We start from the raw sequence: 23,721 nt of genomic DNA, 5'->3' as shown, positions 1-23,721 counted from the left end.
TCACACCCACTCGTCGGCGCGGACGACGTGGCCGAACCGCTTCACGGTGTCCGTCACCAGACGCCAGTCGGAGCCGCCGTGTTCGGCGAAGTGGCTCAGGCTGCCGACCATAACGAGGAGCTGGCGGGCCCGGGACATCAGAACGTTGATCATTTCGGCCTGACCGACGTGTCCGACGCTCTGCAGCGTGTTGCCCCGCACAGTGGACCGAACGAGTGAGACGACGACGCGGTGTGCCTCCCGGCCCTGGAAGGAGTGCACCGTGTGCACCCGGCCGCGCAGCGATCCGCGCTGTTTGAGCAGGGCGACCTGGGCGGCGTACGGCGTGAGGATCGCGAGACTGCCGGCGGCGTCCGGCTCGGTGGGGTCCGCCGGTTCCGGTTTCATATCGGTGATGAGCCTGTCGATCAGGTCGACCTCGCCGGTGTTGACCCAGTACCCCTCGTCGGCGCAGCCAGGCAGCCCGGTGGTGTCCATCCAGACCAGAGGGGAGTCCTGCAGGAACGCGGGACTGCGCACGCCGTGCGGCTCGTTGGCGGTGTCGTGAGTGGTGAGGAAGCTCACCGGCAGCCCCAGCTCGTGGTCCTGCTCCGCGGGCTCCTTGGGGTAGAAGGCGCGGCTCGCGGGTTCGGCGATGAGATGGTGCATACGGAACTGCTTCTCCAGGCTGCCGAGGGGCGGGACCTGCCTGCTCTGCGCGGGCCGTTCCCGCTGTGTGCGGAAGAGCTCGCCGAAGAGGCCGAGCGCCTTCAGATAGCTGTGGCGGGCGTCGTAGTGTCGCTTCACGTCGGGGTCACCATGCCCGGCGAGGCTCGACAGGAACGACCGCAGGTCGCTCTCCCGGTGCGGGCCGAGCTGCCGGTGGTCGCCGATGAGCGTCCAGCGCACACCGAGCACCAGCGGCGTGACGACTTCCGTCGGCCATGCCTTGGCCGCCTCCTCCAGGAGGACCCAGTCGAACAGGTCCGAGGGGTCGCGCACCGTGTCGGTGACGGTAGCGGCCATGGAGCAAGTGGCGAGGACGATGTTGGCGCCAGCCTTGATCCGGTCGGAGATTTCCACCTGGTTCGCCTCGACCTGCTCGAGCCACTGCTGTGCGAGAGCGGCCTCGCTCGGCGCCACGGCGGCCCGGCCCGGCGTGCCCGGCTGTCGGCCCAGCTTCTGTGTGATGTCGCGCACGACCGCACGGGTCAGCTCGGGCAGGGTGTGCTTGTGCAGTCGCGCGTCGACCTTGTCGATGCCTCGTGCTTCGGACATCTCGCGCAACATCAGGATCTGCCCCTTGCCGATGCCCTCGGCAAGTCCTTCCGCCAGCCGGATGCCGAGGTTGTCCAGGGCGAAGTTCGACTGGGCGCTGACCAGGACACGTGCTCCCTTGTCCATCGTCAGGTAGCGGCTGACGGCGTGGGTGGCCACGGTGGTCTTGCCCGTTCCTGGTGGACCCTGGAGGGCATAGAAGGGGTGCATGGAGAGCATGTCCCGAATCACACTGGGAGCATTGCCCTGCAGGCTTCCGTCGTCGGCGTCGTTGTAGCGGCCACGCCCGAGGTCGATGGAGAGAGGTTCCCTCAGAGCTCGGATGAGTCCGGGCAGGTTCCCCAGGGCGTGCCGGGCCCGTGCCTGCCGGCCGAGCTGGATGTCGGATCCGGCGTCTGCCGAGGGGCGCAGCCAGCCGGTTTGAGGGATCGGTCCTCCGCCGATTCTGCGTACCCGGATCGAGTGGGCGTCGAGGCGCTGGAGGAATTTCAGCTGGATCGGATTGCGTCCGAAGAACGGCCGTTCCGCGTAATCGAGCCTGACGAAGTCCTCCTCGTCGGAGCCGAGGTCGGCTATGAAGTCGCCGAAGAGAGGGCGGCGGCGCGGCTCCGTGGCGTAGGCGGTGAGCAGCGCGTTGCGGTGCAGCCTTTCGTCGTCGCGGCGTTGGGCGTATGCCAGGACGGCGGTGTTCGCGGCCGCTTCGGCCGTCGCCGTGCCCGTCGCCTTGTCGACGCGGGTGAACGGGTACTTGCGGGCGTTGAGCTCCACCGTCTGATAGTCGATCAGGAAGTCCAGGGCGGTGAGGAAGGCCTCGTCCTGGTGGTCCTTGCTCCGTGCGCCCACCGACACCGACTCGGTGAGCCCGGTCCACGACGGGCGGCCGGTCCGGTGGTGGGAGATGTCCTGGCCCGCCTTGTACGCGACCAGGTCGATGCGGGACAGCCGGCGCCGGGGATGGGCGTTGACGAGTTCCTGGGCGTAGTCGCGATCGCGGAGGTACTTGATGACCAGCGTGTCGTCGTAGCTGCGCTGGTCGTCCTTGGGGGCCGAGCCGTCGTAGAGGTAGGCGCAGAACCACACCGCGCTCTCGCCGATCAGGACCCACTCCGCCTCGCGCAGCTTCTCCTCACGGCCCGTGGCGTATCCGAAGGCTCCGTTGGGTGATCTGACCAGCTCGGCCTGGCGCAGCTCCTTCTCGAAGAACGCCTTCAGCTCCTCGCGGCCGGCCGCGTCGTCAGGGCTGCGTGAGACCCACTTGCGCTGCTTGTAGATCGTCTCGACGGACTCGTCGGGCATGAAAGCGACGAGGTGAGGAAGCTGGCTCTCGTCCTTGTCCTCCCAGACGCCGCAGACCGCCTCCCAGTCCCGCTCAATCCGACGGGCCGCTTCGTACGACGTGATGCGCGCCTCTGGGCGCCGTTCCAGCATGGTCCTGAGCAGCCGGGTCAGTGCGGCAGGTATTTCGCTCCGGTTGGACAGATGCGTCCGCATCGCCCGGTGCAGCTTGCTCAAGGCCTGGCGTAGCCCGGATTCGTCGGCCTCCACGACGCCCGCGTAGTCGACCGGTACGCAGGAGCTGATCGGACCGCAGAACAGCTCGAAGCCGAGGACGCCGAGCCCGAACACGTCGGAGGTGTCCCAGTCCCGGCGCGACGCCGGTACCGCGTCGAAGAGCGAGGGATGAGTCTCGGGGGCCAGGTAGGAGAGATGCCGGGCCAGTTCGACGTGTTCCGGAGGCGTCAGATAGAGCTGCCGGATGCTCTGCTGGGCTTTGTCCCCCTGGGACTGACTGCCCATGGAACGCAGCAGGTTGCCGATCAGCGTGCTCATCTCGAAGCGTTCCAGCCCCAGGGTCATGTGCTCGGAGGCCTCATCGTGGCCCGTCCTGACCCGGAGGGCGCCGAGGGTGAGGTTGCGGTGCAGGATGCCGGAGCCGTGCAGCTGGCTGAGCGCGTCGACGAGCACGCTGAACTGTTCGAAGGCGGCGATGCGGTGTTCCTGTGCCCAGGCGACGGCCCGGTCGATGTTCAGCGGTCTGCCATTCTCCTGGGTCATGGTGAAGGCGATGGCCTCCGTCGCGTCGAAACTGCCGTCGCTGATCTGCGGGAGGGCGGGGTGGTTGAGTGCCTGGAGCCGCAGGAGACTGCGCACCTCGTGCTCCCAGAGCTCGCCCGCGAACTCATGGATGCCGTCGAAGAGCGACATCTCGAAGGTCTCGTACTCATCGCCCGGGGTCTGCATCCGGACGCGGACCAGCCTGTTCTCGAGCACGACGACTGGCTCTTTGATCCTTTCGTAAGGGCCGTACGAGGCGCCGGGGCGGCAGAAGAGCCGGTCCACCAGGTCGGCGTACCAGTCAGTGTCCTTGCCCGGTCCGGACATCCGGGCCCCCTTCCGTTCGTCCTGCCAGCAGCCAGGACTCCATGCGTACGACGAGGAGTCCCTCGTCGTTTCCGATCGCGATCCGGCCGTCACCGAGGTCGGCGAGGCTGAAGCATTTTGTGTCGAGCGTGAGTGTGTGCAGTGGCGTCCGGTCAACGGGCTCCGGACGGCCGGCGGGCGTCGCGGGGCCGGTCGGGTCCGCGGGGTCCCAGAACCGGACCGTGCAGTCGTTGCCGTCGGCGCACGAGGCGATGAGGTACCGGCCGTCGCTCGCGGTGTAGTCGATGACGTCAGTCACCCAGTCCTCGTGGGCCTTCAGCGGTGTTCCGTACCGGCGGCCCGTCGCAGCCACGGTGAGCTCTATCTGCTCGCTCCTGCCGTACGTTGCGCGCAGCACCGCTCCGTCCGGCCCGCGCACGAGCTTCGTGCCGAGAAGCGGCCCCGTGGGGTGGTGGCCGGGCGGCACCTGGGCGGGTTGCCCGGTGAGGGCGTCAAAGGCCTGGAGGGCGCCATCGCGGTGCTCGGCGATCAGCACGGTGCGGCCGTCGGGGCCCTTGGTGGTGGTGAGCCGCACGATCCTGCCCATGTGCGGATCGGTGGCGGCGTGTGAACCCACGACGGCCGTGCGCGGTCCGGGGTGCGGGTGCCACACACTGACCACGCCGCTGTGGGCGGCGGTGGCGAGCAGCGTGTCGCCGCCCGGCCCGGGGAAGGCGGTGATGGCCAGGCCCTCGGCGGACCGGCTCCGGGAACCGGGGTCATTCGGACGGTCCTCGGCCGGTGCGCCGGCCGCGCCCTTCGCCGGTGCCTCCGTCACTCCTTCCGTGACGCCGGTCATGGCGTCCCAGACGCGGACCGCTCCGTCCCGGGCGACGGCGGCGAGCAGCGGGCGGTGGCCGTCGGCGGCGGTGAGGATGGTCAGGCCGTGCACAGGGCTGTCGGAGTCGAACTCGACGACCGGCTCGCCCGTGGAGGGGTCCCACACCCGCACCCCGCCGTCGTCCCACCCGCCGGCCAGTAGCGCGCCCTGATCGTCCGGCCGTTCGAAAGCGACCACGGTTCGCGCCGTCGCACCGGCACGGCATACAGGCTCGCCCCTGCGGCGGAGGTCTTCGGCGCCCCAGACCCGGATCCCGTCACCCGCCGCGCTGGCAAGGAGCGTGGCGCCCCCGGCGTCACGGAAGGCCGTGAGAGCCCAGACCGGTCCGCTGTCGTGGCTCCGGAACCTGCGGCTCCGCCCCTCGGTCAGCGGCTCGACGAGGCGGATCCCCCCACCGAACTCCCCCACCGCCAGCAGGGGCACCTCGGCCGAGCCCTCTCCGGCTCCCCCGGGTCCCGAAAAGCCGTGCAGGGAGTGCGGCCACATGCCGTTGTCGATGGAGTTGACGAGGCGGGGCCGGTGCGCGGACAGGTCCCAGATCCGGACGCACTTGTCGTGGCCCGAGGTCGCCAGCAGCGTGGTGCCGGGCAGGGCGGTCACCGAGGTCACCGGCCCGGTGGAGAACGCCGCGGCGGTCGTGGCGGCGTAGCCGCGGGCCGGGTCCCAGACGTGGAGGCCGCCGCCGTCGTCGACACCGGCCAGCAGTGTGGTCCCGCCGGGGCCGGTGACGGGCGTCAGCGAGCGGGCCGGTACGCCGCGGCAGGCAAGGGTCAGCCGGGGCGGACGGGGCCGCAACCGGGACCAGCACATCTGCCAGCCCGCGCGTGGCGTGCCCTCGTGCGGCTCTTCCCGTGCGGGGGCGATCCCGGTCGCGCGGGCCGTCCCGAGCTGACGCAGGCCCACCCGGTCGGCCGGTCCGCAACACCGCAGGAGGTGGGCGGTGTCCATGACGCCCAGGACGGCTGGGGGCAGGTCACCCGACTCGCCCACCGCGCGCAGGACGTCGCTGGCGACGGCCTCGACAGACAGCCGGTCGAGCACGGCCGACCGCTCTGCGAGCGTGGCCCATCCCCGAATGCCGGCCGCTGCCGCGTGCCCTGAGAGGTGCCGCTCCAGATACGAGTTGAGCGGTCGTCCGGGGTACTCGTCCGCGAGACGCATGAGCGCGTCCGTGATCCGCAGGGCGCGCCCACGGACGTCCTGGGAGCCGGCCCCGGTGAAGTGCTCGGCGAAGGTCCGGTGCGCCAGGCGGTGGACGCTCTGCCCGTCCTCACCGTCCAGCATGATGTAGGGTGCGGCGGCCTCGAGGATGTCGTCGATGTCGTCGGGACCGACATGGTCGGCGGGCCGATCGCCGAGCGCCGAGGCGGCAGTGGCCCAGATCCGGTCCGCCCGGGGCAGCCCTCTGCCCTGTGCGTGGGCGAGGGCCTCGATCAGCCGTCGGGCGCGGGGGTGACAGGTGCCGAGCCGCCGGAGCGCGGCCGCGAAGAGGCTGCGGTGGTCACCCCGCAGCAGCCCGGCGAGTTCACCCACGCGGTCGGCGGTCAGCAGGCCGGGGTCGGCGAGGATTTCGTGGACGGCGAGGCTGGCGTACAGGAAGTCCCGGTCCGCGGCTTCGTCGCCGATGATCAGCACGACGGCGCGTCGGACGGCGTCCTGGAAGGTGTCCGGCCCGCCGGGGAAGGCAGCCCGTGCCTGCTCCAGGTTCTGTGTGACGAACTCGGACAGAGCCTGCGCGTCGCGGTGTAACCACTGCACGTGGACATGCTCCTCGCCCTCGCCGAGAGCGTCGAGAAGGTCTCGGTCGGCGCTGGGCGGGCGGTCGGGCGCCTCGTAGGAAGAAGGGCGGGATCCGACGACGATCCGTAGGCCCGGCAGCGTGCCGAGTTCGCGCAGCAGGTCGGCGATGGGTGACGGCTCGTGCGCCTCGTCTAAGGCGTCCACGAGAAGCGTGTAGGTACGGTCGGGGTGCGCCGCCGAGCGCAGGGCCTGGACCAGGGCATTGGAGCGTTCGACGGGATACAGGACGTCCGGCCGCACCTCCACGTCCAGGGCTTGGGCGATTCGGGTGGTGACATCGTGCGTGGTCGCCCCGGTCAGATGGAGCGTGACGTCGAAGTTCGCCACCTCGAGGGCGACTTCGTGGTCGCGGCCGGCGAAGCCGGCCCTCGTCAGGAACGGCAGCAGCTCACTGAGGCGGGCGTTGGCGTGCAGCAGGACGTTGCCGAGCAGGGCGGACTTGCCGCACCCGGCCCGGCCGGTGACGACCAACAGGCCCGAGCGGTGTTCCGCGAGCCACCGGGCAATGGCGGCGCGGTCGTCCCCGCGTCCGGCGAAACACCAGGACAACTCCCCGAACTCCGAGCCCAGCCCCTTGCGGGCGAAGTGCGCGCGCTCCGCCTCCGGCAGTGCGTCCATCGCCTCGCGCAGCCGTGCGTGGTTCTCCACCGAGGCGGTGACCGGGAAGGCGGTACGGCGGCGCAGCGGCGGAAGGCCGCCCAGGTTGAGCGCGCAGATGGAGAACGTCTGGGCTTCGTCGAGGTCCTGGGCGAGTCCGCTAACAGGGATCTCGGTGTCGTGGTCGGAGTAGCGGTGGGTGAGGATCCGTTCGAGGACGCGACGGAACGTGCCGAGGTGCCCGACGCCCTCGTCCCGTCCCGAGCCGACGAGCAGCAGACCGTTGGCGCTCCTCGCTGCACTGATCGTGGTAAGTGCCTCACTCACGAACCCCTCGGCGCCACAAGCCTCGACGACGATGATGTCCCACATGCCATAGTGGGACCGCAACCGACGTGCCTCGACCACGCGTTGGGCGAGGTAGGCCGGGCGGATTCGGGTGTCGTCCGCCGCTGTGGGATTCCCCCGCACGTACAGGGCGGACTCCTGGCCGTTCGAGGTGCCGTGTCCGATCCACAGCAGAACGCTGCTGCGGACATCCTGCGGGTCGGCCCATGCACTCAGTCGCTGGTCGACCTGGCTCAGGTCCCGTTCCGTGGGCTTCACCTCCCAGGGAACGAGGGTGCCGCCGAACTGGCCGAGCAGATCACCGATCGCCCGGGCCTCCTCGTCGGCGTCGAAGTTCTCCTGCTGCACGTAGTCGCCGAGCGCCACGGAATACACGTCGAAGCCGTCCCCGTCCGGCTCCGCCTCCGGATTTGTGTCCCCCTGCACAGGTCAGCCGCCGACGTCCGGGTCCTCGGTGCTGGCCAGTACCAGCCGGGTGACCGGTTCGCTGCCACCGGACACCTTGATCCGGTACAGGCCGGGTTCCCGCAGCCGGCACCGGACGCGCAGCGCGCCGGAAGCGTCAAAGCGCGGCGGAAGTCGCGGTGTGTCGACGACGCGGTCGGTGTCGCCGGTGTCCTGGATCCGGCAGGTCATCCGGCGGGGGTCGTGCTCGCCGGTCACCGTGATCTCGAACTCCTCCTGCACTCCCACGAGATCGGGTACCTCGAGCCCGGTCTCGCCGTGCCCGAGGCGTTGTCCCAGATCTTCGAGGCGGCGTAGGCCGGTCAGCAGTCCGCGTGCCCGGTCGATCGCACTGCCGCAGGTGGCCAGCGCGCCGTGCTGCTGGGCGTAGGTGCCACCCTCCTCGGTTCCGTCGACGTGTCCCGCATAGCGGTAGACGGTGCCGTCGCCGCCGCAGTCGTCCTGGAGTGGCCGCCCGATCCCGTCCCTCCGCACCTCGTCGTCCGGGTGCCGCTTGAAGACGTACGGCTGAGGTGTGACGACCCCGTCCTTCAGCCGCATGCTCTGCATGGTGTGCTGGGCGATGCCGACGGCCATCACATGGTCCGGGATGCGTACGGCGCACAGCGCCGCCGAACGGTCGAGTGACGCCTGGGCCAGTTCACGGTCGCCGCCGAGGGCGCCGATGTCCGCGGGGGTCGGCGCGACCATATCGTCGGCGGTCTCGACACAGCGGTAGGCGGGCAGCAGATCGTGCAGCCCGGGAAGGGTGCGGGCCAGGTCCCGCAACTGCCGGTGCGGCATCGGTACGGGCGCGCCGCGCCCGGAGTTGAGGATCGCCGCCGCCTTCACCGCCCCATGGAACGGTGTTCCGAGAGTGAGCGTGGCCCGTACCCGGTCCGTCGCTCCGGGTATTTGGGTGAGCTCCCGGACCAGCAGGCCACCCATGGAGTGCGCGACGAGCACCACCTCCGCCGGCCGCCCGTCCGGGGCGTGGCAGCGGGCCGCCGCGTACGCGGGATGCGCGGTCCAGGCCTGCAGATGCTGATCGATCGCGTCGGCCAGCAGACGGGCGTTGTAGGCGACCGGGAGCCGCCAGTCGTACGCGAACTCGCAGATCGCCGCCGGGTCGGCAACAGCGGGCGTGATCCCCCGCACGAGGTTGGTGTACGGCTCGACGCCCCCGAGGAGGGGCGACCAGGAGGCAAACTTCAGGAGCCGCCGGGCGGTGATCCGACCCGTTCGCCCGGCCCGCTCGTCCTCGGTGACGGCGAGCGCCGCCATCCCGCTCTTGTGGTGCCAGCGGGCGGAGTACGCAAGCGCTGTCCGCATGCCCCACAGAACACGGCCGGATTCCGTGTCGATCAGCTCGCTGCCCATGATCCCGGGGATGATCACTACGGCGTCATGCGTAACGGCATTTCCGACAGCGGGTGGGTGGATGGGATCCAAGCGCTCCATGAGCCGCAAGCCTACGGTGAGACCTGTCTGTCTCGTGGCGTGTCTCTTAAATGTGTAAGCCGTTCTGACGATACGTCTTCCACGGTGCTGCCTTCGCCTGTTGAGAGCACGGCTCCCGTGCCCTCGCGCCACCTTGGCGAGGCGGACCGCATCCGCCTCGCCGACCGGCTGCCGGAGAAGACCACCGTCCGCGCCATCGCGTCAGAGCCGGGCACCGGCAGACCCCTGGGCTGGCTGACCGCCGACCGGCAGACCCGCCGACCAGGTGGCCGCGGACCGGGCGGCTGGGGCGGTCGGCGTCCGGCGGCCGGTGTCCGTTTCGTTCAAGACGGGCGACCGGGGCCTGCCTAGGCTGCCGACATGACTCCTCGACTCGACATGATCGGCCTGGTCGTCTCCGACATGGCCGCCTCGCTCGCCTTCTACCGCCGCCTCGGGCTGGACGTCCCGGCCGACGCCGACGGCCTGCCGCACGTGGAGACCGTGCTGCCCGGGGGGATGCGGATCGGGTGGGACACGGAGGAGACCATCCGGTCCTTCGACCCCGCCTGGACCCGGCCCGCCGACGGGGGCGGAGAACGGATCGGGCTTGCCTTCCTGTGCGACTCCCCCGCCGAGGTGGACGCGCTGTACGCCGAGTTGACCGGCGCCGGCCACCTCGGCCATCTGAAGCCCTGGGACGCCTTCTGGGGCCAGCGCTACGCCGTCGTCCTCGACCCGGACGGCTGCGGGGTCTCCCTCTTCGCCCCGGTGGAGCCCGCTGAGCCCACCGAGCCCGCCGAGCCCGCGGTGTAGGCACTCAGCGTCGTACCGGCCAGCGTGCGCACCTCGCGGGCCAGATGCGCCTGGTCCGCGTACCCGGCCGTGCACGCGACCTCGGCGTACGGCAGCCCCGAGCGGGCCAGGGCGAGCGCGCGGCGCATCCGCAGGATGCGGCCGAGGGTCCGCGGGCCGTACCCGAAGGCGTCGAGCGAGCGCCGGTGCAGCTGCCGCTCCCCGAGGCCGACCGCCGCCGCGATCCCGGCCACCGTCTGCCCGGCCCGGAGCCGGGCCGCCACCTCGGCGGCCAGCGGGTCCGGCGGCCCGGCCTCGGCCGCGCGGGCCCGGGCCAGCGCTTCGAGCCCCGCGCGCGGGTCCCCGTACGCCGCCACCCGCCCGGTGAGGCGGCGTACCTCCCGGGCCGGCCACAGCTCGGCCAGGTCGACCCGCCGGTCCCGCAGCACGTGCGCCGGTACGCCGAGCAGCGCGGGCGCGATGCCGGGCGCCAGCCGGATCCCGGCGAAGGCGCCGCCCCGGACCTCACCGGCGGGATGCGCACCGGTGTCGGGGCCGGCCACCAGCAGCCGCCCGTCGACCCACAGCAGATCCATGCAGCCGTCGGGCAGCACGACCCCGCCGCCGCCCTCGGCCCGCCACAGCACGGCCCCGGGAACGGTCGCCGACGGCCCTTCCTCGTACACCCCTCCAGAGTAGGACGAAGATCGATGGCCTCCCCCGCCGTGACGCCGGTAAAGTCACCGCATCCGTTGTCACCAGGGGGAGTTGAGACGTGACCGAGAGAGTCGGGCAGCAGGATCCGGGGAGGATCCCGCCGATGCCGGCCCAGCCGCCGCAGCCGGGCCACGTGCCACAGCCCGCACCGTCCGGCGGCCATCCGCCGCGCTGGGCCTGGTGGGTGATCGGCATCGTGGTTCCGGTCGTGGGGACCGTGGCCACCGTGTTCGCCACCTCGGGGAGGAACGACGCACAGCCGCCCTCGGCGGGCGGGACGGCGTCGGCCGTCACGGCGTCGAACCCGGTGGTCGCATCTTCCCCGTCGAAATCGGCTACGCCCTCCGTCGCCCCGCTGGTCACCAGGCCCGGCACGGCCTCCCCCTCGCCGACGCCGTCGGCCGCTTCGGACCTGTCGGCCCCCGCCGGGTACCAGCCCCACCAGGGCAGGTGGGGCATCGCGCCCCCACCCTGCGGCGAGACGCTGCTGGTCGACCTCGACGCCGGCGTGTCCACGTCCGTCAAGGTGCGGTCCACCGGGGAGGGAGCGACGGCGGAGCAAAGCGCTCCCACCGAGCTGGAGTACCGGCCGGAGTCCTTCGGGTGCCACGGCTCGGGCGAGGCACCGACGTACGTGAAGCTGCTGTCCACCACCGGCCGACAGGTGGGAGTGCTGCGCGCGGGGCAGCCCCAGACCTTCGAGAACTGCCGGGCCGCCGCGGGCACCGGCTTCGGGCCCGTGCAGCTGGGAGGCGGCGCGGCGGAGGGGCGGGGCCTGGTGAAGGGCGCCGCCATCTGCTCCGTCACCGACCAGGGCGCCGTGGCCATGGCCCTCATCGAGGACGTCAGCAAGGAGTACAGCCCCACGATGAGCGGGAGGCTCGTCGTCTGGTCCAAGGGCTGAGCCCGAGCGCGGCGGTCGGTGCCGGCGTTCAGTGCCGGCGTTCAGTGCTTGCGCAGCCGCGAGGAGTAGTCCTCCGGTGGCAGGAACTTCGACCAGCGCTCCGGGAACTCCGACGGCATGCCCTCGTCCTCGTCGTCCTCCGACTCGCCCTCTGCCATCGCCCGCCAGGCGGCGGCCCGCGCGATGAGCTGCGCGGCCTCCAGCTCGCGGGCCCGTTCGTTCGCCTCGCGGGCCGCGGCCGTGGCCACGGACGGCCAGACCCGGTCGATGGCGGCGTTGACGGCGGCGCCGACGAGAACCGCGAAGGCGGAGATGCCGATCCACAGCAGGACGGCCACCGGCGCGGCCAGCGATCCGTAGATCGTCGGCCCCTCCACGGTGTTGGTGAGGTAGATGCGCAGCAGGAAAGAGCCCAGCACCCACATGGCGAGGGCCACCAGCGCCCCCGGCACGTCCTCGATCCACGGCGAGCGCACCGGTACGGACACGTGGTAGAGCGTCGTCAGGAAGGCGATGGACAGCAGGGTCACGGTGGGCCAGTACAGGACCGCGATCACTTCGGTGCCCCACGGCACCAGCCGTACGACGGCGTCGGGCCCCACCACCATCAGCGGCAGCACGATCGCGCCGATCAGCAGCGCGATGATGTAGAGCAGGAAGGCCAGCAGCCGGGTCTTGACGATGCCGCGGTGGCCGTCGAGCCCGTACATCACGGTGATGGTGTCGATGAAGACGTTCACGGCGCGCGAGCCCGACCAGAGGGCGAAGGCGAAGCCGAGTGAGATCAGGTCCGGGCGGCCGCGCCCGGTGACGTCGTCGAGCAGGGGCCGGGCGATGTCGTTGACGCCGCGGTCGGAGAGGACCGTGCCGACCGCGCGCAGGATGTTCTCCTCGATGCTCTCGACCGTCCGGGTGTCGGTCCAGCCGTCCACGTAGCCGAGGAGGCCGAGGAGGCCGAGGAAGAGCGGGGGCAGCGAGAGCAGGGTGAAGAACGCCGCCTCCGCGGCGAGCCCGAGGATCCGGTACTCGATGCACGAGTTGACGGTGTCCTTCAGCAGCAGCCAGCCCATTTTCCGCTTCGAGACGTTGCGGTAGAGGGCGCGGGCCCGGTGGAGCCGTCCTGGGATCCGCTCGGGTGTTTCTTTTGCTGGCTGCACGTCCTTACGGTATCCGCATGGCAGCCACCACCCACACAGTCAGCAACCAGGCCCCGCCCCTGGTGGGCTACGACGTCTATGGCGGCGATCGGGCCCTCACCGAGGGCGTCGAGCGTCACCTCGCAGCCGCGGAACCCGAACTCCTCGGCGAGGTACGGCGGGAGCTCACCGACCTCGGGCGCGCGGCGGGTTCCGCACAGGCCCAGGAGTGGGGTGTACAGGCGAACGAGTTTCCGCCCAGGCTGCGGACGCACGACCGGTACGGGAACCGCATCGACGAGGTGGAGTTCCACCCGGCCTGGCACCGGCTGCTCGGGCAGGCGGTGAGCGCCGGGCTCACCGACGCCTGGGGCCGGCCGGCCGGGCATCTGCGCCGTGCCGCCGGGTTCTTCCTGTGGTCGCAGGCCGAGTCGGGGCACGGCTGCCCCGTCTCGATGACGCACGCCGCCGTGCCGGCGCTGCGGGCCGATCCCTCGCTCGCCGCCGAGTGGGAGCCGCGCCTGACCTCGCACGTGTACGAGCAGGGCCTGCGGCCGGCCGCGCAGAAGGCCGGCGTGCTGTTCGGCATGGGGATGACGGAGAAGCAGGGCGGCAGCGACGTACGGGCGAACACGACGGCCGCGGTGCCGCTGGACGCGTCCGGCGAGTACCTGCTGACCGGGCACAAGTGGTTCTGCTCGGCGCCCATGTGCGACGGCTTCCTGGTGCTGGCGCAGGCCCCCGGCGGGCTGACCTGCTTCCTGGTGCCGCGGGTGCTGCCGGACGGCACGCGCAACGTCTTCGCGATCCAGCGGCTGAAGGACAAGCTGGGCAACAGGTCGAACGCGTCGAGCGAGGTGGAGTTCGACGGGACCTGGGCGCGCCGGGTCGGCGAGGAGGGCCGGGGGGTGCGGACCATCATCGAGATGGTCGCGGCGACCCGGCTGGACTGTGTGATCGGGTCGGCCTCGCTGATGCGGCAGGCGCTGACGCAGGCCGTCCACCATACGGAGCACCGCTCTGCTTTCGGAGCACCGCTCATCGACCAGCCGCTGATGCGCAACGTGCTCGCGGACCTCGCCCTGGAGTCGGAGGCCGCCACCACCCTGACCCTGCGCCTGGCGGCCGCGTACGACGCCGGCACCGAACAGGAGAAGGCCTTCCTGCGCCTCGCCGTGCCCGCCGCCAAATACTGGGTGACCAAGCGCTGTACGCCGATGGTGGCGGAGGCCCTGGAATGTCTGGGGGGCAACGGCTACGTCGAGGAGTCCGGGCTGCCGAGACTGCTGCGCGAATCCCCGCTGAACTCCATCTGGGAGGGCTCGGGCAACGTACAGGCGCTGGACGCACTGCGCGCCCTCCAGCGCGAGCCGCAGGCACTGGGCGCCTTCCTGGAGGAGGTCGGCCAGGCCCGGGGCGCCGACCACCGGCTGGATTCGGCCATCAAGGACCTGCTGACGGAGCTCGCCGACCTGGAGGGCATCGAGGCGCGTGCCCGCCGCGTGGTGGAGCGCATGGCGCTGGTGCTGCAGGGGTCGCTGCTCGTGCGGTGGGCCCCGCCGGAGGTCGCGGACGCCTTCTGCGCCTCGCGGCTGGGGGGTGACCGGGGCGCGGCCTTCGGCACGCTGCCGCACAGCCTCAATCTGCGTGCGGTGGTGGAACGGGCGCGGATCACGGGCTAGGGAGGCAGCCCCCGTCGGGCTTCCCCTGCGGTCCCCAAACCGCTCCGAGCCGGGATCCGGGCCCGTCGACCGGTACAGGGGTGGCGCCGCGCCGACTCGGCACCACCCCTGTCCGAAGCCCCGAGGAGGAGCTGTCACGCCGCTCGGCGACGTCCGGACAGTTTCGGTCGGGTGACCGGGACTTGGCGAGAGTTGCATACCGTTGCACCCTTTGAGTCGGCAGCCGCCCGTCGGGGCGCCGGGGGAAGCGGTACCCGCGGACCGCCGGGCGGCCTGCGACGTACGTCCTGTTCGCACGGGGAGGTTCCGGTGGCCGACACCACAGGCAGCGCGGTCGATGTGGCACGCATCTCGGCCATGGACGCGCGGGCGGCCGCGCGTCTGCTCAAGGGCGTGCGGGCGGCGGCGCTGGCCGGAGACCGGCCGCCTGCCGCGCCGAGACCGGAGATCGCGGAGTCCTGGCGGCGGATGCTGGCCGGCGGGGTGCACCCGGACCGTGACACGCGCTCGCGGATGCTGTCGGCGGCCGAGACCGAGGAGCGGCGGCACGGGTCGCCGCTGCGGGAGGTTCTGCCAGTGCTGCGGGAAGGGCTGCTGCCCGCGCTCGACGGGGCGCTGCACATCATGGTCGTCGCGGACGCGGACGGGCGGCTGCTGTGGCGGGAGGGCCACTCCTCCATCCTGCGCAAGGCGGACCGGCTCGGTTTCGGCGTGGGGGCCGACTGGGACGAGGCCGTGGTCGGCACGAACGGGGTGGGCACCGCCCTCGTGGCCCGGCGGCCGGTCCAGGTGTTCTCGGCGGAGCACTTCGTCTCCAGCCACCACGACTGGACCTGCGCCGGGGCGCCCGTACGGGACCCGCGGGACGGGCGGCTGCTGGGCGTGGTCGACGTCAGCGGTCCGCTGGCCACCATGCACCCGGCGACGCTGGCATGGGTGAGCTCGGTGGCCCGGCTCGCGGAGCAGGAGCTGCGGATCCGGCACCTGGAGTCGCTGGAGCGGCTGCGGGCGGTGGCGGCCCCGCTGCTGGCGCGGGTGCCGGGGCGGGCGCTGGCCGTGGATCCGAACGGCTGGACGGCGGCGGTGACGGGCCTGGCCCCCACGGAGCGGATCCCGCTGCCGAAGACCTTCGGGCCGGGCCGGGTGTGGGTGCCGCAGGTCGGCGACTGCGTGGTGGAGCCGCTGCCCGGCGGCTGGCTGCTGCGGGTCGCGCAGGACCGTACGGGCACGGCGGCCACCCGCATCGTCCTGGACCTCAGCCGGGCGGGGTCGTGGTCGGCGACCGTGTACGGGTCGTCCGGGAGCTGGTCGCAGGAGCTGAGCCCACGCCACGCGGAGCTGCTGTTCCTGCTGGCGGAGAGCCCGCGGGGACGGTCGGCGGCGGAGCTGTCCGCGGAGCTGTTCGGGGACCCGACGCGCACGGTGACGGTCCGCGCGGAGCTGTCCCGGGTACGCCGTCACCTCGCGGGCGTCCTGACCCACCGGCCGTACCGGTTCGCGGAGGACGTGGAGGTGGAGCTGATCCGCCCCCAGGACCCGGCCGCGCTGCTCCCGCACTCCACGGCCCCGTCCGTGATCCGGGCCCGCCTGGGGTGCGAGGGGTCCGGCATGGTTCCCTGAAGTGCATGAGCACCATCACACTCACCACCTGGTCCCTGGACATGAGCTCTGCGACGGACCTGGTCCCGGCGACTGCGCCGGGACCGGAGGTCACCATCGTGCGGGCGGAGGTCCCCTCCCCCGAGTTCAGCCGCTTCCTGTACGCGTCCGTGGGCGGTGACATCCACTGGACGGACCGGCTGTCCCTGACCCGCGCGCAGTGGTTGGAGCAGCTGGAGCGGCCGGGCGTGGAGACGTGGGTGGCGTACGACCGCGGCACTCCCGCCGGGTACGTGGAGCTCGATCCCCAGGCCGACGGTGTGGTGGAGATCATGTACTTCGGTCTCCTGCCGGACTTCCGGGGCCGCCGCATCGGCGGGCACCTGCTGTCCGTGGGCGTCGCACGGGCCTGGGACCTCGCGTCACGCTGGCCGGACCGGGAGCCGACCCGCCGGGTGTGGGTCCACACCTGCAGCCAGGACGGCCCGACGGCGATGGACAACTACCTGAAGCGCGGCTTCACGGTCTTCAAGACGGAGACGGAGCTGAAGGAGGAAACCGCGACCCCGGGTCCCTGGCCCGGCGCGTAACCCCTCCGGGGAGGCCGGCCGAGCACGGCACGCCCGATGCCCAGCCGCCGGGCGTCCGTCCGGGGCCCGGTTACGCCGACGCGTGGGATCCGCCCCGCCCCACGCCTCGAACGCCGGCGAGGCCGGATCCCTCAGCCCCCGCGGCGGCGCCGCAGAAGGCGGACGCGGAGGCACCGGCCGCCCGGTCGGCAGGCCGCCGGTTCCGGACCGTCCTGCAACGGGGTGACGGGGTGACGGGGTGACCCCCGTCACGCCATCTCACGATTCGGGACGAGTTCGTCCGAATCATGGACAGTAGTGGACTCCTCCAAGAGGCACATGACACGCTTCCGCCATGAATGGAGCTGGAATTGCCTTGGTGAGTCGGCGGCACGTCGACCTCGGCCGCATGTCCAGCGCCATCTGTCCGGCGCGCTGACGGAACCAGCCACGCCGCACGTCGTCGCCGTCCCCGCCGCCGCGGACGCCGCCGATCACCCGCCAGCCCCCTGAGGCCGATGGACCGCCCTGCCCGCCGGCAACCCCGGCAACGGAGCGGGAATCAGCCACACCCGCTCAGCGTCGCCGACCTGACAGGGGTATGCCGCAGCCTCCGCCTCCCCCTGCCCTTGCCTTGAGCCGCCGAAGAAGGACGTACCGCCATGGCCGCCACCCCCGAAACGCCTGCAGCCGCACCCGCAGCCGCCGCGCGCCGCAAGACCGGCCGTCACCGCGGTGAGGGCCAGTGGGCCGTCGGACACCACACGCCCCTCAACGGCAACGAGCAGTTCAAGAAGGACGACGACGGTCTCAACGTGCGGACACGCATTGAGACGATCTACTCCAAGCGGGGCTTCGACTCGATCGACCCCAACGACCTGCGCGGCCGCATGCGCTGGTGGGGCCTGTACACCCAGCGCAAGCCCGGGATCGACGGCGGCAAGACCGCGATCCTGGAGCCGGAGGAGCTGGACGACGAGTACTTCATGCTGCGCGTCCGCATCGACGGCGGCCGGCTGACCACCGATCAGCTCCGCGTCATCGGCGAGATCTCGGAGGAGTTCGCGCGCGGCACCGCCGACCTCACCGACCGCCAGAACGTGCAGTACCACTGGATCCGGATCGAGGACGTCCCGGAGATCTGGCGCCGGCTGGAGGCCGTCGGCCTCTCGACCACCGAGGCCTGCGGCGACACGCCCCGCGTCATCCTCGGTTCGCCCGTCGCCGGCATCGCCCAGGACGAGATCATCGACGGCACCCCCGCCATCGAGGAGATCCACCGCCGCATCGTGGGCAACCCGGCCTTCTCCAACCTGCCCCGCAAGTTCAAGTCCGCGGTCTCCGGCTCGCCGCTGCTCGACGTGGCGCACGAGATCAACGACATCGCCTTCGTCGGCGTGCAGCACCCCGAGCACGGTCCGGGCTTCGACGTCTGGGTCGGCGGCGGTCTCTCCACCAACCCCAAGCTCGGTGTGCGCCTGGGCACCTGGGTCTCGCTCGACGAGGTCCCGGACGTCTACGAGGGCGTCATCTCGATCTTCCGCGACTACGGCTACCGCCGGCTGCGCACCCGCGCCCGCCTGAAGTTCCTCGTCGCCGACTGGGGCCCGGCCAAGTTCCGCCAGGTCCTGGAGGACGAGTACCTGAAGCGGAAGCTGACCGACGGCCCCGCGCCCGAGCAGCCGACCGGCCAGTGGCGCGACCACGTGGGCGTCCACCAGCAGCAGGACGGCAAGTTCTACGTCGGCTTCGCGCCCCGCGTCGGCCGCGTGGACGGCGCCACCCTGACCAAGATCGCGGACATCGCCGAGCAGCACGGCTCCGGTCGCCTGCGCACCACCGCCGAGCAGAAGATGATCGTGCTCGACATCGACGCCGGCCGCGTCGACTCGGTGGTCGAGGCGCTGGAGTCGCTGGACCTGCGGGTCAAGCCGTCCCCGTTCCGCCGCGGCACGATGGCCTGCACCGGCATCGAGTTCTGCAAGCTGGCCATCGTCGAGACCAAGGCGCGCGGCGCCTCGCTGATCGACGAGCTGGAGCGCCGCCTGCCGGACTTCGCCGAGCCGCTCACCATCAACATCAACGGCTGCCCGAACGCCTGCGCCCGTATCCAGGTGGCGGACATCGGTCTCAAGGGCCAGCTGGTCCTGGACGACGACGGCAACCAGGTGGAGGGCTACCAGGTCCACCTCGGCGGCGCCCTCGGCCTCGAGGCCGGCTTCGGCCGCAAGGTCCGCGGCCTCAAGGTCACCTCGGCCGGTCTGCCCGACTACGTCGAGCGGGTCGTCAAGAGCTACGAGGAGCAGCGCGAGGACGGCGAGCGCTTCGCGGCCTGGGTCGCCCGCGCGGACGAGAAGAGCCTCTCGTGAGCGAGCGCGCCGCACCGTTCTACTGCCCGTACTGCGGCGACGAGGACCTGTTTCCGAACGAGACGGGTCACGGCGCCTGGGAATGCAGGGCCTGCAACCGAGCCTTCCAGCTGAAGTACCTCGGGCTGCTGGCCCGGGGCGTTCGGTCCGATTCAGCTCAGGGGGACGGGATATGACCGCCATTCAGGACGCCAGTCTCAAAACTGCGACGCTCAAGAACGCGACCCTCAAGGAACTGGCCGAGCAGGCGGGCCGCGACCTGGAGGAGGCCTCCGCGCTGGACATCCTGCGCTGGGCGGCCGACACCTTCGGCAAGAAGTTCGCCGTGACCTCCTCCATGGAGGACGCGGTCGTCGCCCACCTGGCCTCGCGGGTCCGCCCCGGCGTGGACGTGGTCTTCCTCGACACGGGCTACCACTTCGAGGAGACCATCGGCACGCGTGACGCGGTCGAGGCGGTGATGGACGTCAACGTCATCACCCTCACCCCGCGCCGGACGGTCGCCGAGCAGGACGCGGAGTACGGCCCCAGGCTGCACGACCGCGACCCCGACCTGTGCTGCGCACTGCGCAAGGTCAAGCCGCTCGAAGAGGGCCTGACCGCGTACGACGCGTGGGCGACGGGCCTGCGCCGCGACGAGTCCCCGACCCGGGCGAACACCCCGGTGGTCGGCTGGGACGAGAAGCGCCAGAAGGTCAAGATCTCCCCGATCGCCCGCTGGACCCAGGACGACGTGGACGCGTACGTGGCCGAGCACGGCGTGCTCACCAACCCGCTGCTGATGGACGGTTACACCTCCGTCGGCTGTGCTCCGTGCACCAGGCGGGTGGCGGAGGGGGAGGACGCCCGCGCCGGCCGGTGGGCCGGGCAGGGCAAGACCGAGTGCGGACTGCACGGCTGATGACGAACAGCGAAGAACTTACGGAGACAGAGCAGATGAGCGTGAGCGACCAGGGCGCCACGGTGTGGCTGACCGGGCTGCCGAGCGCGGGCAAGACCACCATCGCCTACGCGCTGGCCGAGCGGCTGCGCGCCGAGGGCCACCGCGTGGAGGTGCTCGACGGGGACGAGATCCGCGAGTTCCTCTCCGCCGGCCTCGGTTTCAGCCGCGAGGACCGGCACACCAACGTGCAGCGGATCGGCTTCGTCGCCGAGCTCCTCGCGAGCAACGGCGTCAAGGCGCTGGTGCCGGTGATCGCACCGTTCGCGGACAGCCGTGAGGCCGTCCGCAAGCGGCACGCCGCCGAGGGCGCCTCGTACCTGGAGGTCCACGTGGCCACCCCGGTCGAGGTCTGCTCGGAGCGTGACGTGAAGGGCCTGTACGCCAAGCAGGCGGCGGGCGAGATCTCCGGGCTGACCGGGGTCGACGACCCGTACGAGGCGCCGGAGTCCCCGGACCTCCGTATCGAGTCGCACACGCAGACCGTGCAGGAGTCGGCTTCGGCCCTGCACGCGCTGCTCACCGAGAGGGGTCTGGCATGACGACGACCGTCGCACACGTCCACGACGCTGCGAACAATTCTTCCGGGTCCGCGCCCTACGCGCTGTCGCACCTGGACGCCCTCGAGTCCGAGGCCGTGCACATCTTCCGCGAGGTGGCGGGCGAGTTCGAGCGGCCGGTGATCCTGTTCTCCGGCGGCAAGGACTCGATCGTCATGCTGCACCTGGCGCTGAAGGCGTTCGCGCCGGCGCCGGTGCCCTTCACGCTGCTGCACGTCGACACCGGGCACAACTTCCCCGAGGTGCTGGAGTACCGCGACCGCACGGTCGCCAAGCACGGCCTGCGCCTGCACGTGGCGTCCGTCCAGGACTACATCGACGCGGGCAAGCTGCGCGAGCGCCCGGACGGCACCCGCAACCCGCTGCAGACCCTCCCGCTGACCGAGGCGATCCAGCAGCTCAAGTTCGACGCCGTCTTCGGCGGCGGGCGCCGCGACGAGGAGAAGGCCCGCGCCAAGGAGCGCGTCTTCTCGCTCCGCGACGAGTTCTCCCAGTGGGATCCGCGGCGTCAGCGTCCCGAGCTGTGGCAGCTCTACAACGGCCGCCACGCCCCCGGTGAGCACGTGCGCGTCTTCCCGCTCTCCAACTGGACCGAGCTGGACGTCTGGCAGTACATCGCCCGCGAGGGCATCGAGCTCCCGGAGATCTACTTCGCCCACGAGCGCGAGGTCTTCCTCCGGGGCGGCATGTGGCTGACGGCCGGCGAGTGGGGCGGTGCCAAGGAGGGCGAGACGCCCGAGACGCGTCTGATCCGCTACCGCACCGTCGGCGACATGTCCTGCACCGGCGCCGTCGACTCCGACGCCGCCACGCTGGACGCCGTGATCGCCGAGATCGCCGTCTCCCGCCTCACCGAGCGGGGCGCCACCCGCGCCGACGACAAGATGTCCGAGGCCGCGATGGAAGACCGCAAGCGCGAAGGGTACTTCTAGCCATGACCAGCACCACCGATCAGGTCGCCAATCTGGCCGACCTCGCAGCGACCACCCTGCTGCGCTTCGCGACCGCCGGCTCCGTCGACGACGGCAAGTCCACCCTGGTGGGCCGCCTGCTGCACGACTCCAAGTCGGTCCTGACCGACCAGATGGAAGCCGTCGAGGCCGTCTCCGCCCAGCGCGGCCAGGACGCCCCCGACCTCGCACTGCTCACCGACGGCCTGCGCGCCGAGCGGGAACAGGGCATCACCATCGACGTCGCCTACCGCTACTTCGCCACCGCACGCCGCCGCTTCATCCTCGCCGACACCCCCGGCCACGTGCAGTACACCCGCAACATGGTCACCGGCGCCTCCACCGCCGACCTCGCCGTCGTCCTCGTCGACGCCCGCAACGGCGTCATCGAACAGACCCGCCGCCACGCCGCCGTCGCCGCCCTCCTGCGCGTCCCCCACGTCGTCCTCGCCGTCAACAAGATGGACCTCGTCGGCTACCAGGAGTCCGTCTTCGCCGCCATCGCCGAGGAGTTCACCGCCTACGCCTCGGACCTGGGTGTCCCGGAGATCACCGCGATCCCGATCTCGGCCCTGGCCGGGGACAACGTGGTGGAGCCGTCCGCCAACATGGACTGGTACGGCGGCCCGACGGTGCTGGAACACCTGGAGACCGTCCCGGTCAGCCACGACCTCACCGCCTGCCCGGCGCGTTTCCCGGTGCAGTACGTGATCCGCCCGCAGACCGCCGAGCACCCGGACTACCGGGGCTACGCGGGCCAGATCGCCTCCGGCGTGCTGCGCGTCGGCGAGGCCGTGACCGTCCTGCCGTCCGGCCGCACCTCGGTCATCGAGGGCATCGACGCGCTCGGCGAGAGCGTCGACATCGCGTGGGCCCCGCAGTCCGTGACCGTGCGGCTCAGGGACGACATCGACATCTCGCGCGGCGACCTGATCGCACCGTCCGCGAACGCCCCGGCCACCACGCAGGACGTCGAGGCGACGGTCTGCCACGTGGCCGACCAGCCCCTCTCCGTCGGCGCCCGAGTACTGCTCAAGCACACGACACGTACGGTCAAGGCGATCGTCAAGGAGATCCCCTCGCGGCTGACCCTGGACGATCTGTCGCAGCACCCGAACCCCGGGCAGCTGGTAGCCAACGACATCGGGCGCGTCGTCGTCCGTACCGCCGAGCCGCTCGCGCTCGACGCGTACGCCGACTCGCGCCGCACCGGGTCCTTCCTGCTGATCGACCCGGCCGACGGCACGACCCTGGCGGCGGGCATGGCCGGCGAGTCCTTCGCCTCCAAGGCCGAGACCACCGTCCAGGCGGACGAAGAAGGGTGGGACTTCTAGATCATGCTTGCCGATCTCTACTCCACCTTCGCGAAGGAGGGCGGCCGCGTAGGCAGCGGCGCCCTCGGCAGCGGCCAGGGAGGGGTGGCGCGATGTGTGTGATGACGTACGCGCACCGCCTGCGCGCCCACACCCCCCACCACCCGCTGCACCTGCCCCCGCTCCACAGACGAAGACGTGCGTCATGAGATGACCGCGTCGCGAGAGGAAGTCCTCCCGTGCCTGCCACCGGTATCGCCCGCACCACTCTGCGCCGCGGCGTTGTCGCAGCCGCCCTGCCGCTGTTGATCGGCGCGCTCGCCTCCTGCGGCTACGGCTCCCAGGCCAAGACGGACGAGGGTGACCGGAAAGCCGACGTCGCGGCCGTCGACGGTGAGAAGTTGTCGGCGTCCGAGGTCCGGATCGGCTATTTCCCGAACCTGACGCACGCCACCGCGCTGGTCGGGCTGCAGGAGGGCCTGATCGCCAAGGAGCTGGGCGGCACCCAGATCAAGCCGCAGGCCTTCAACGCCGGCCCGTCCGAGATCGAAGCCCTCAACGGCGGTTCTCTCGATATCGGTTTCATCGGCCCCTCGCCGTCGATCAACGGCTACGTCAAGTCCAAGGGCTCCAACCTGCGGATCATCTCCGGTTCCGCCTCCGGCGGCGTCAAGCTCGTGGTGAACCCGGACAAGATCAAGACCCTGGACGACCTCAAGGGCAAGAAGATCGCCACCCCGCAGAAGGGGAACACGCAGGACGTCGCGTTCCTCAACTGGATCTCGGAGAAGGGCTGGAAGGTCGATGCGGAGTCCGGCAAGGGCGACGTCTCCGTCGTCCGCACCGACAACAAGGTGACCCCCGACGCCTTCAAGCAGGGCTCGATCGACGGCGCCTGGGTGCCGGAGCCCACGGCCTCCAAGCTCGTCTCCGACGGCGGCTTTGTCCTCCTCGACGAGACCGCCCTGTGGCCCGACAAGAAGTTCGTGATCACGAACGTCATCGTGTCGCAGAAGTTCCTCAAGGAGCACCCGGACGT

At 71.3% G+C, this 23,721-nt stretch carries 18 protein-coding genes; 13 read left to right on the top strand and 5 right to left on the bottom strand.

The features are described 5' to 3' along the window. The 3 genes from ACWGIF_RS11080 to ACWGIF_RS11070 are packed head-to-tail and all read right to left on the bottom strand — an operon-like array spanning nt 1 to nt 9,106. The gene (locus ACWGIF_RS11080) at nt 1-3,639 is read right to left on the bottom strand and encodes an AAA domain-containing protein (RefSeq protein ID WP_453494363.1); all 3,639 of its coding nucleotides are present in this window, start codon (nt 3,637-3,639) and stop codon (nt 1-3) included. After that, complete coding sequence (locus tag ACWGIF_RS11075) at nt 3,614-7,690, bottom strand: hypothetical protein (protein WP_453494360.1); 4,077 nt, start codon at nt 7,688-7,690, stop codon at nt 3,614-3,616. Before ACWGIF_RS11075 ends, ACWGIF_RS11080 begins: the two co-directional genes overlap by 26 nt. Before the next feature lie 3 nt (nt 7,691-7,693). Continuing rightward, on the bottom strand, nt 7,694-9,106 hold the full coding sequence (locus ACWGIF_RS11070; RefSeq protein WP_453494357.1) for an esterase/lipase family protein: 1,413 nt from the start codon (nt 9,104-9,106) through the stop codon (nt 7,694-7,696). Between the two features lie 423 nt (nt 9,107-9,529). On the opposite strand from ACWGIF_RS11070, the gene ACWGIF_RS11065 reads away from it, so the two are divergent. Continuing rightward, a complete protein-coding gene (locus ACWGIF_RS11065) occupies nt 9,530-9,964 on the top strand; it encodes a VOC family protein (protein WP_453494354.1) in 435 nt (144 codons plus the stop codon). Here ACWGIF_RS11065 and ACWGIF_RS11060 read toward each other — a convergent pair. Next, entirely contained in the window at nt 9,868-10,629 is a 762-nt protein-coding gene (locus ACWGIF_RS11060) for a helix-turn-helix domain-containing protein (protein ID WP_453494351.1), read from the bottom strand. The two genes, ACWGIF_RS11065 and ACWGIF_RS11060, sit on opposite strands and share 97 nt — an antisense overlap. Nucleotides 10,630-10,718: 89 nt before the next feature. On the opposite strand from ACWGIF_RS11060, the gene ACWGIF_RS11055 reads away from it, so the two are divergent. After that, entirely contained in the window at nt 10,719-11,564 is an 846-nt protein-coding gene (locus tag ACWGIF_RS11055) for a hypothetical protein (RefSeq protein ID WP_453494348.1), read from the top strand. 41 nt (nt 11,565-11,605) lie between these two features. Here ACWGIF_RS11055 and ACWGIF_RS11050 read toward each other — a convergent pair whose 3' ends face one another. Then, nucleotides 11,606-12,721, bottom strand: a complete 1,116-nt coding sequence (locus ACWGIF_RS11050) for a YihY/virulence factor BrkB family protein (RefSeq protein ID WP_453494345.1) — start codon at nt 12,719-12,721, stop codon at nt 11,606-11,608. Nucleotides 12,722-12,738: 17 nt separating this feature from the next. Here ACWGIF_RS11050 and ACWGIF_RS11045 point away from each other — a divergent pair, with 17 nt between their 5' ends. From ACWGIF_RS11045 to ACWGIF_RS10995, 11 genes are all read left to right on the top strand, one after another. Further along, nucleotides 12,739-14,382 carry an acyl-CoA dehydrogenase family protein gene (locus tag ACWGIF_RS11045; protein ID WP_453494342.1) on the top strand — a complete coding sequence of 548 codons (1,644 nt, stop codon included), beginning with the start codon at nt 12,739-12,741 and terminating at the stop codon, nt 14,380-14,382. 357 nt (nt 14,383-14,739) lie between these two features. Further along, nucleotides 14,740-16,002 (top strand): GAF domain-containing protein, encoded by a 1,263-nt coding sequence (locus ACWGIF_RS11040; RefSeq protein ID WP_453494533.1) that lies wholly within the window; start codon nt 14,740-14,742, stop codon nt 16,000-16,002. Between the two features lie 5 nt (nt 16,003-16,007). Continuing rightward, nucleotides 16,008-16,571: a GNAT family N-acetyltransferase gene (locus ACWGIF_RS11035; protein WP_453494339.1), complete on the top strand. Its 564-nt coding sequence runs from the start codon at nt 16,008-16,010 to the stop codon at nt 16,569-16,571. 334 nt (nt 16,572-16,905) lie between these two features. Then, nucleotides 16,906-16,989 (top strand): putative leader peptide, encoded by an 84-nt coding sequence (locus ACWGIF_RS11030; protein ID WP_312847410.1) that lies wholly within the window; start codon nt 16,906-16,908, stop codon nt 16,987-16,989. A gap of 223 nt (nt 16,990-17,212) precedes the next feature. After that, nucleotides 17,213-18,919: a nitrite/sulfite reductase gene (locus ACWGIF_RS11025; protein ID WP_453494336.1), complete on the top strand. Its 1,707-nt coding sequence runs from the start codon at nt 17,213-17,215 to the stop codon at nt 18,917-18,919. Then, the gene (locus ACWGIF_RS11020; RefSeq protein ID WP_453494333.1) at nt 18,916-19,095 is read left to right on the top strand and encodes a hypothetical protein; all 180 of its coding nucleotides are present in this window, start codon (nt 18,916-18,918) and stop codon (nt 19,093-19,095) included. The genes ACWGIF_RS11025 and ACWGIF_RS11020 overlap by 4 nt, the downstream gene beginning before the upstream one ends. After that, the gene (locus tag ACWGIF_RS11015) at nt 19,092-19,820 is read left to right on the top strand and encodes a phosphoadenylyl-sulfate reductase (RefSeq protein WP_453494330.1); all 729 of its coding nucleotides are present in this window, start codon (nt 19,092-19,094) and stop codon (nt 19,818-19,820) included. Before ACWGIF_RS11020 ends, ACWGIF_RS11015 begins: the two co-directional genes overlap by 4 nt. A gap of 35 nt (nt 19,821-19,855) precedes the next feature. Next, complete coding sequence (cysC, locus tag ACWGIF_RS11010) at nt 19,856-20,401, top strand: adenylyl-sulfate kinase (RefSeq protein WP_362857437.1); 546 nt, start codon at nt 19,856-19,858, stop codon at nt 20,399-20,401. Further along, nucleotides 20,398-21,351, top strand: coding sequence for a sulfate adenylyltransferase subunit CysD (gene cysD, locus ACWGIF_RS11005; protein WP_453494326.1), 954 nt, complete (start codon nt 20,398-20,400; stop codon nt 21,349-21,351). Before cysC ends, cysD begins: the two co-directional genes overlap by 4 nt. A 2-nt stretch (nt 21,352-21,353) precedes the next feature. Next, nucleotides 21,354-22,703 (top strand): sulfate adenylyltransferase subunit 1, encoded by a 1,350-nt coding sequence (locus ACWGIF_RS11000; RefSeq protein ID WP_453494323.1) that lies wholly within the window; start codon nt 21,354-21,356, stop codon nt 22,701-22,703. Between the two features lie 218 nt (nt 22,704-22,921). Continuing rightward, a partial coding sequence (locus ACWGIF_RS10995; RefSeq protein WP_453494320.1) for an ABC transporter substrate-binding protein occupies nt 22,922-23,721 on the top strand: 800 nt, incomplete at its 3' end.

This window comes from Streptomyces sp. NPDC054849 (assembly GCF_053610945.1).
Note: the sequence above shows the minus strand (reverse complement) of the source record. Positions and strands in the feature narration are given on the sequence as shown.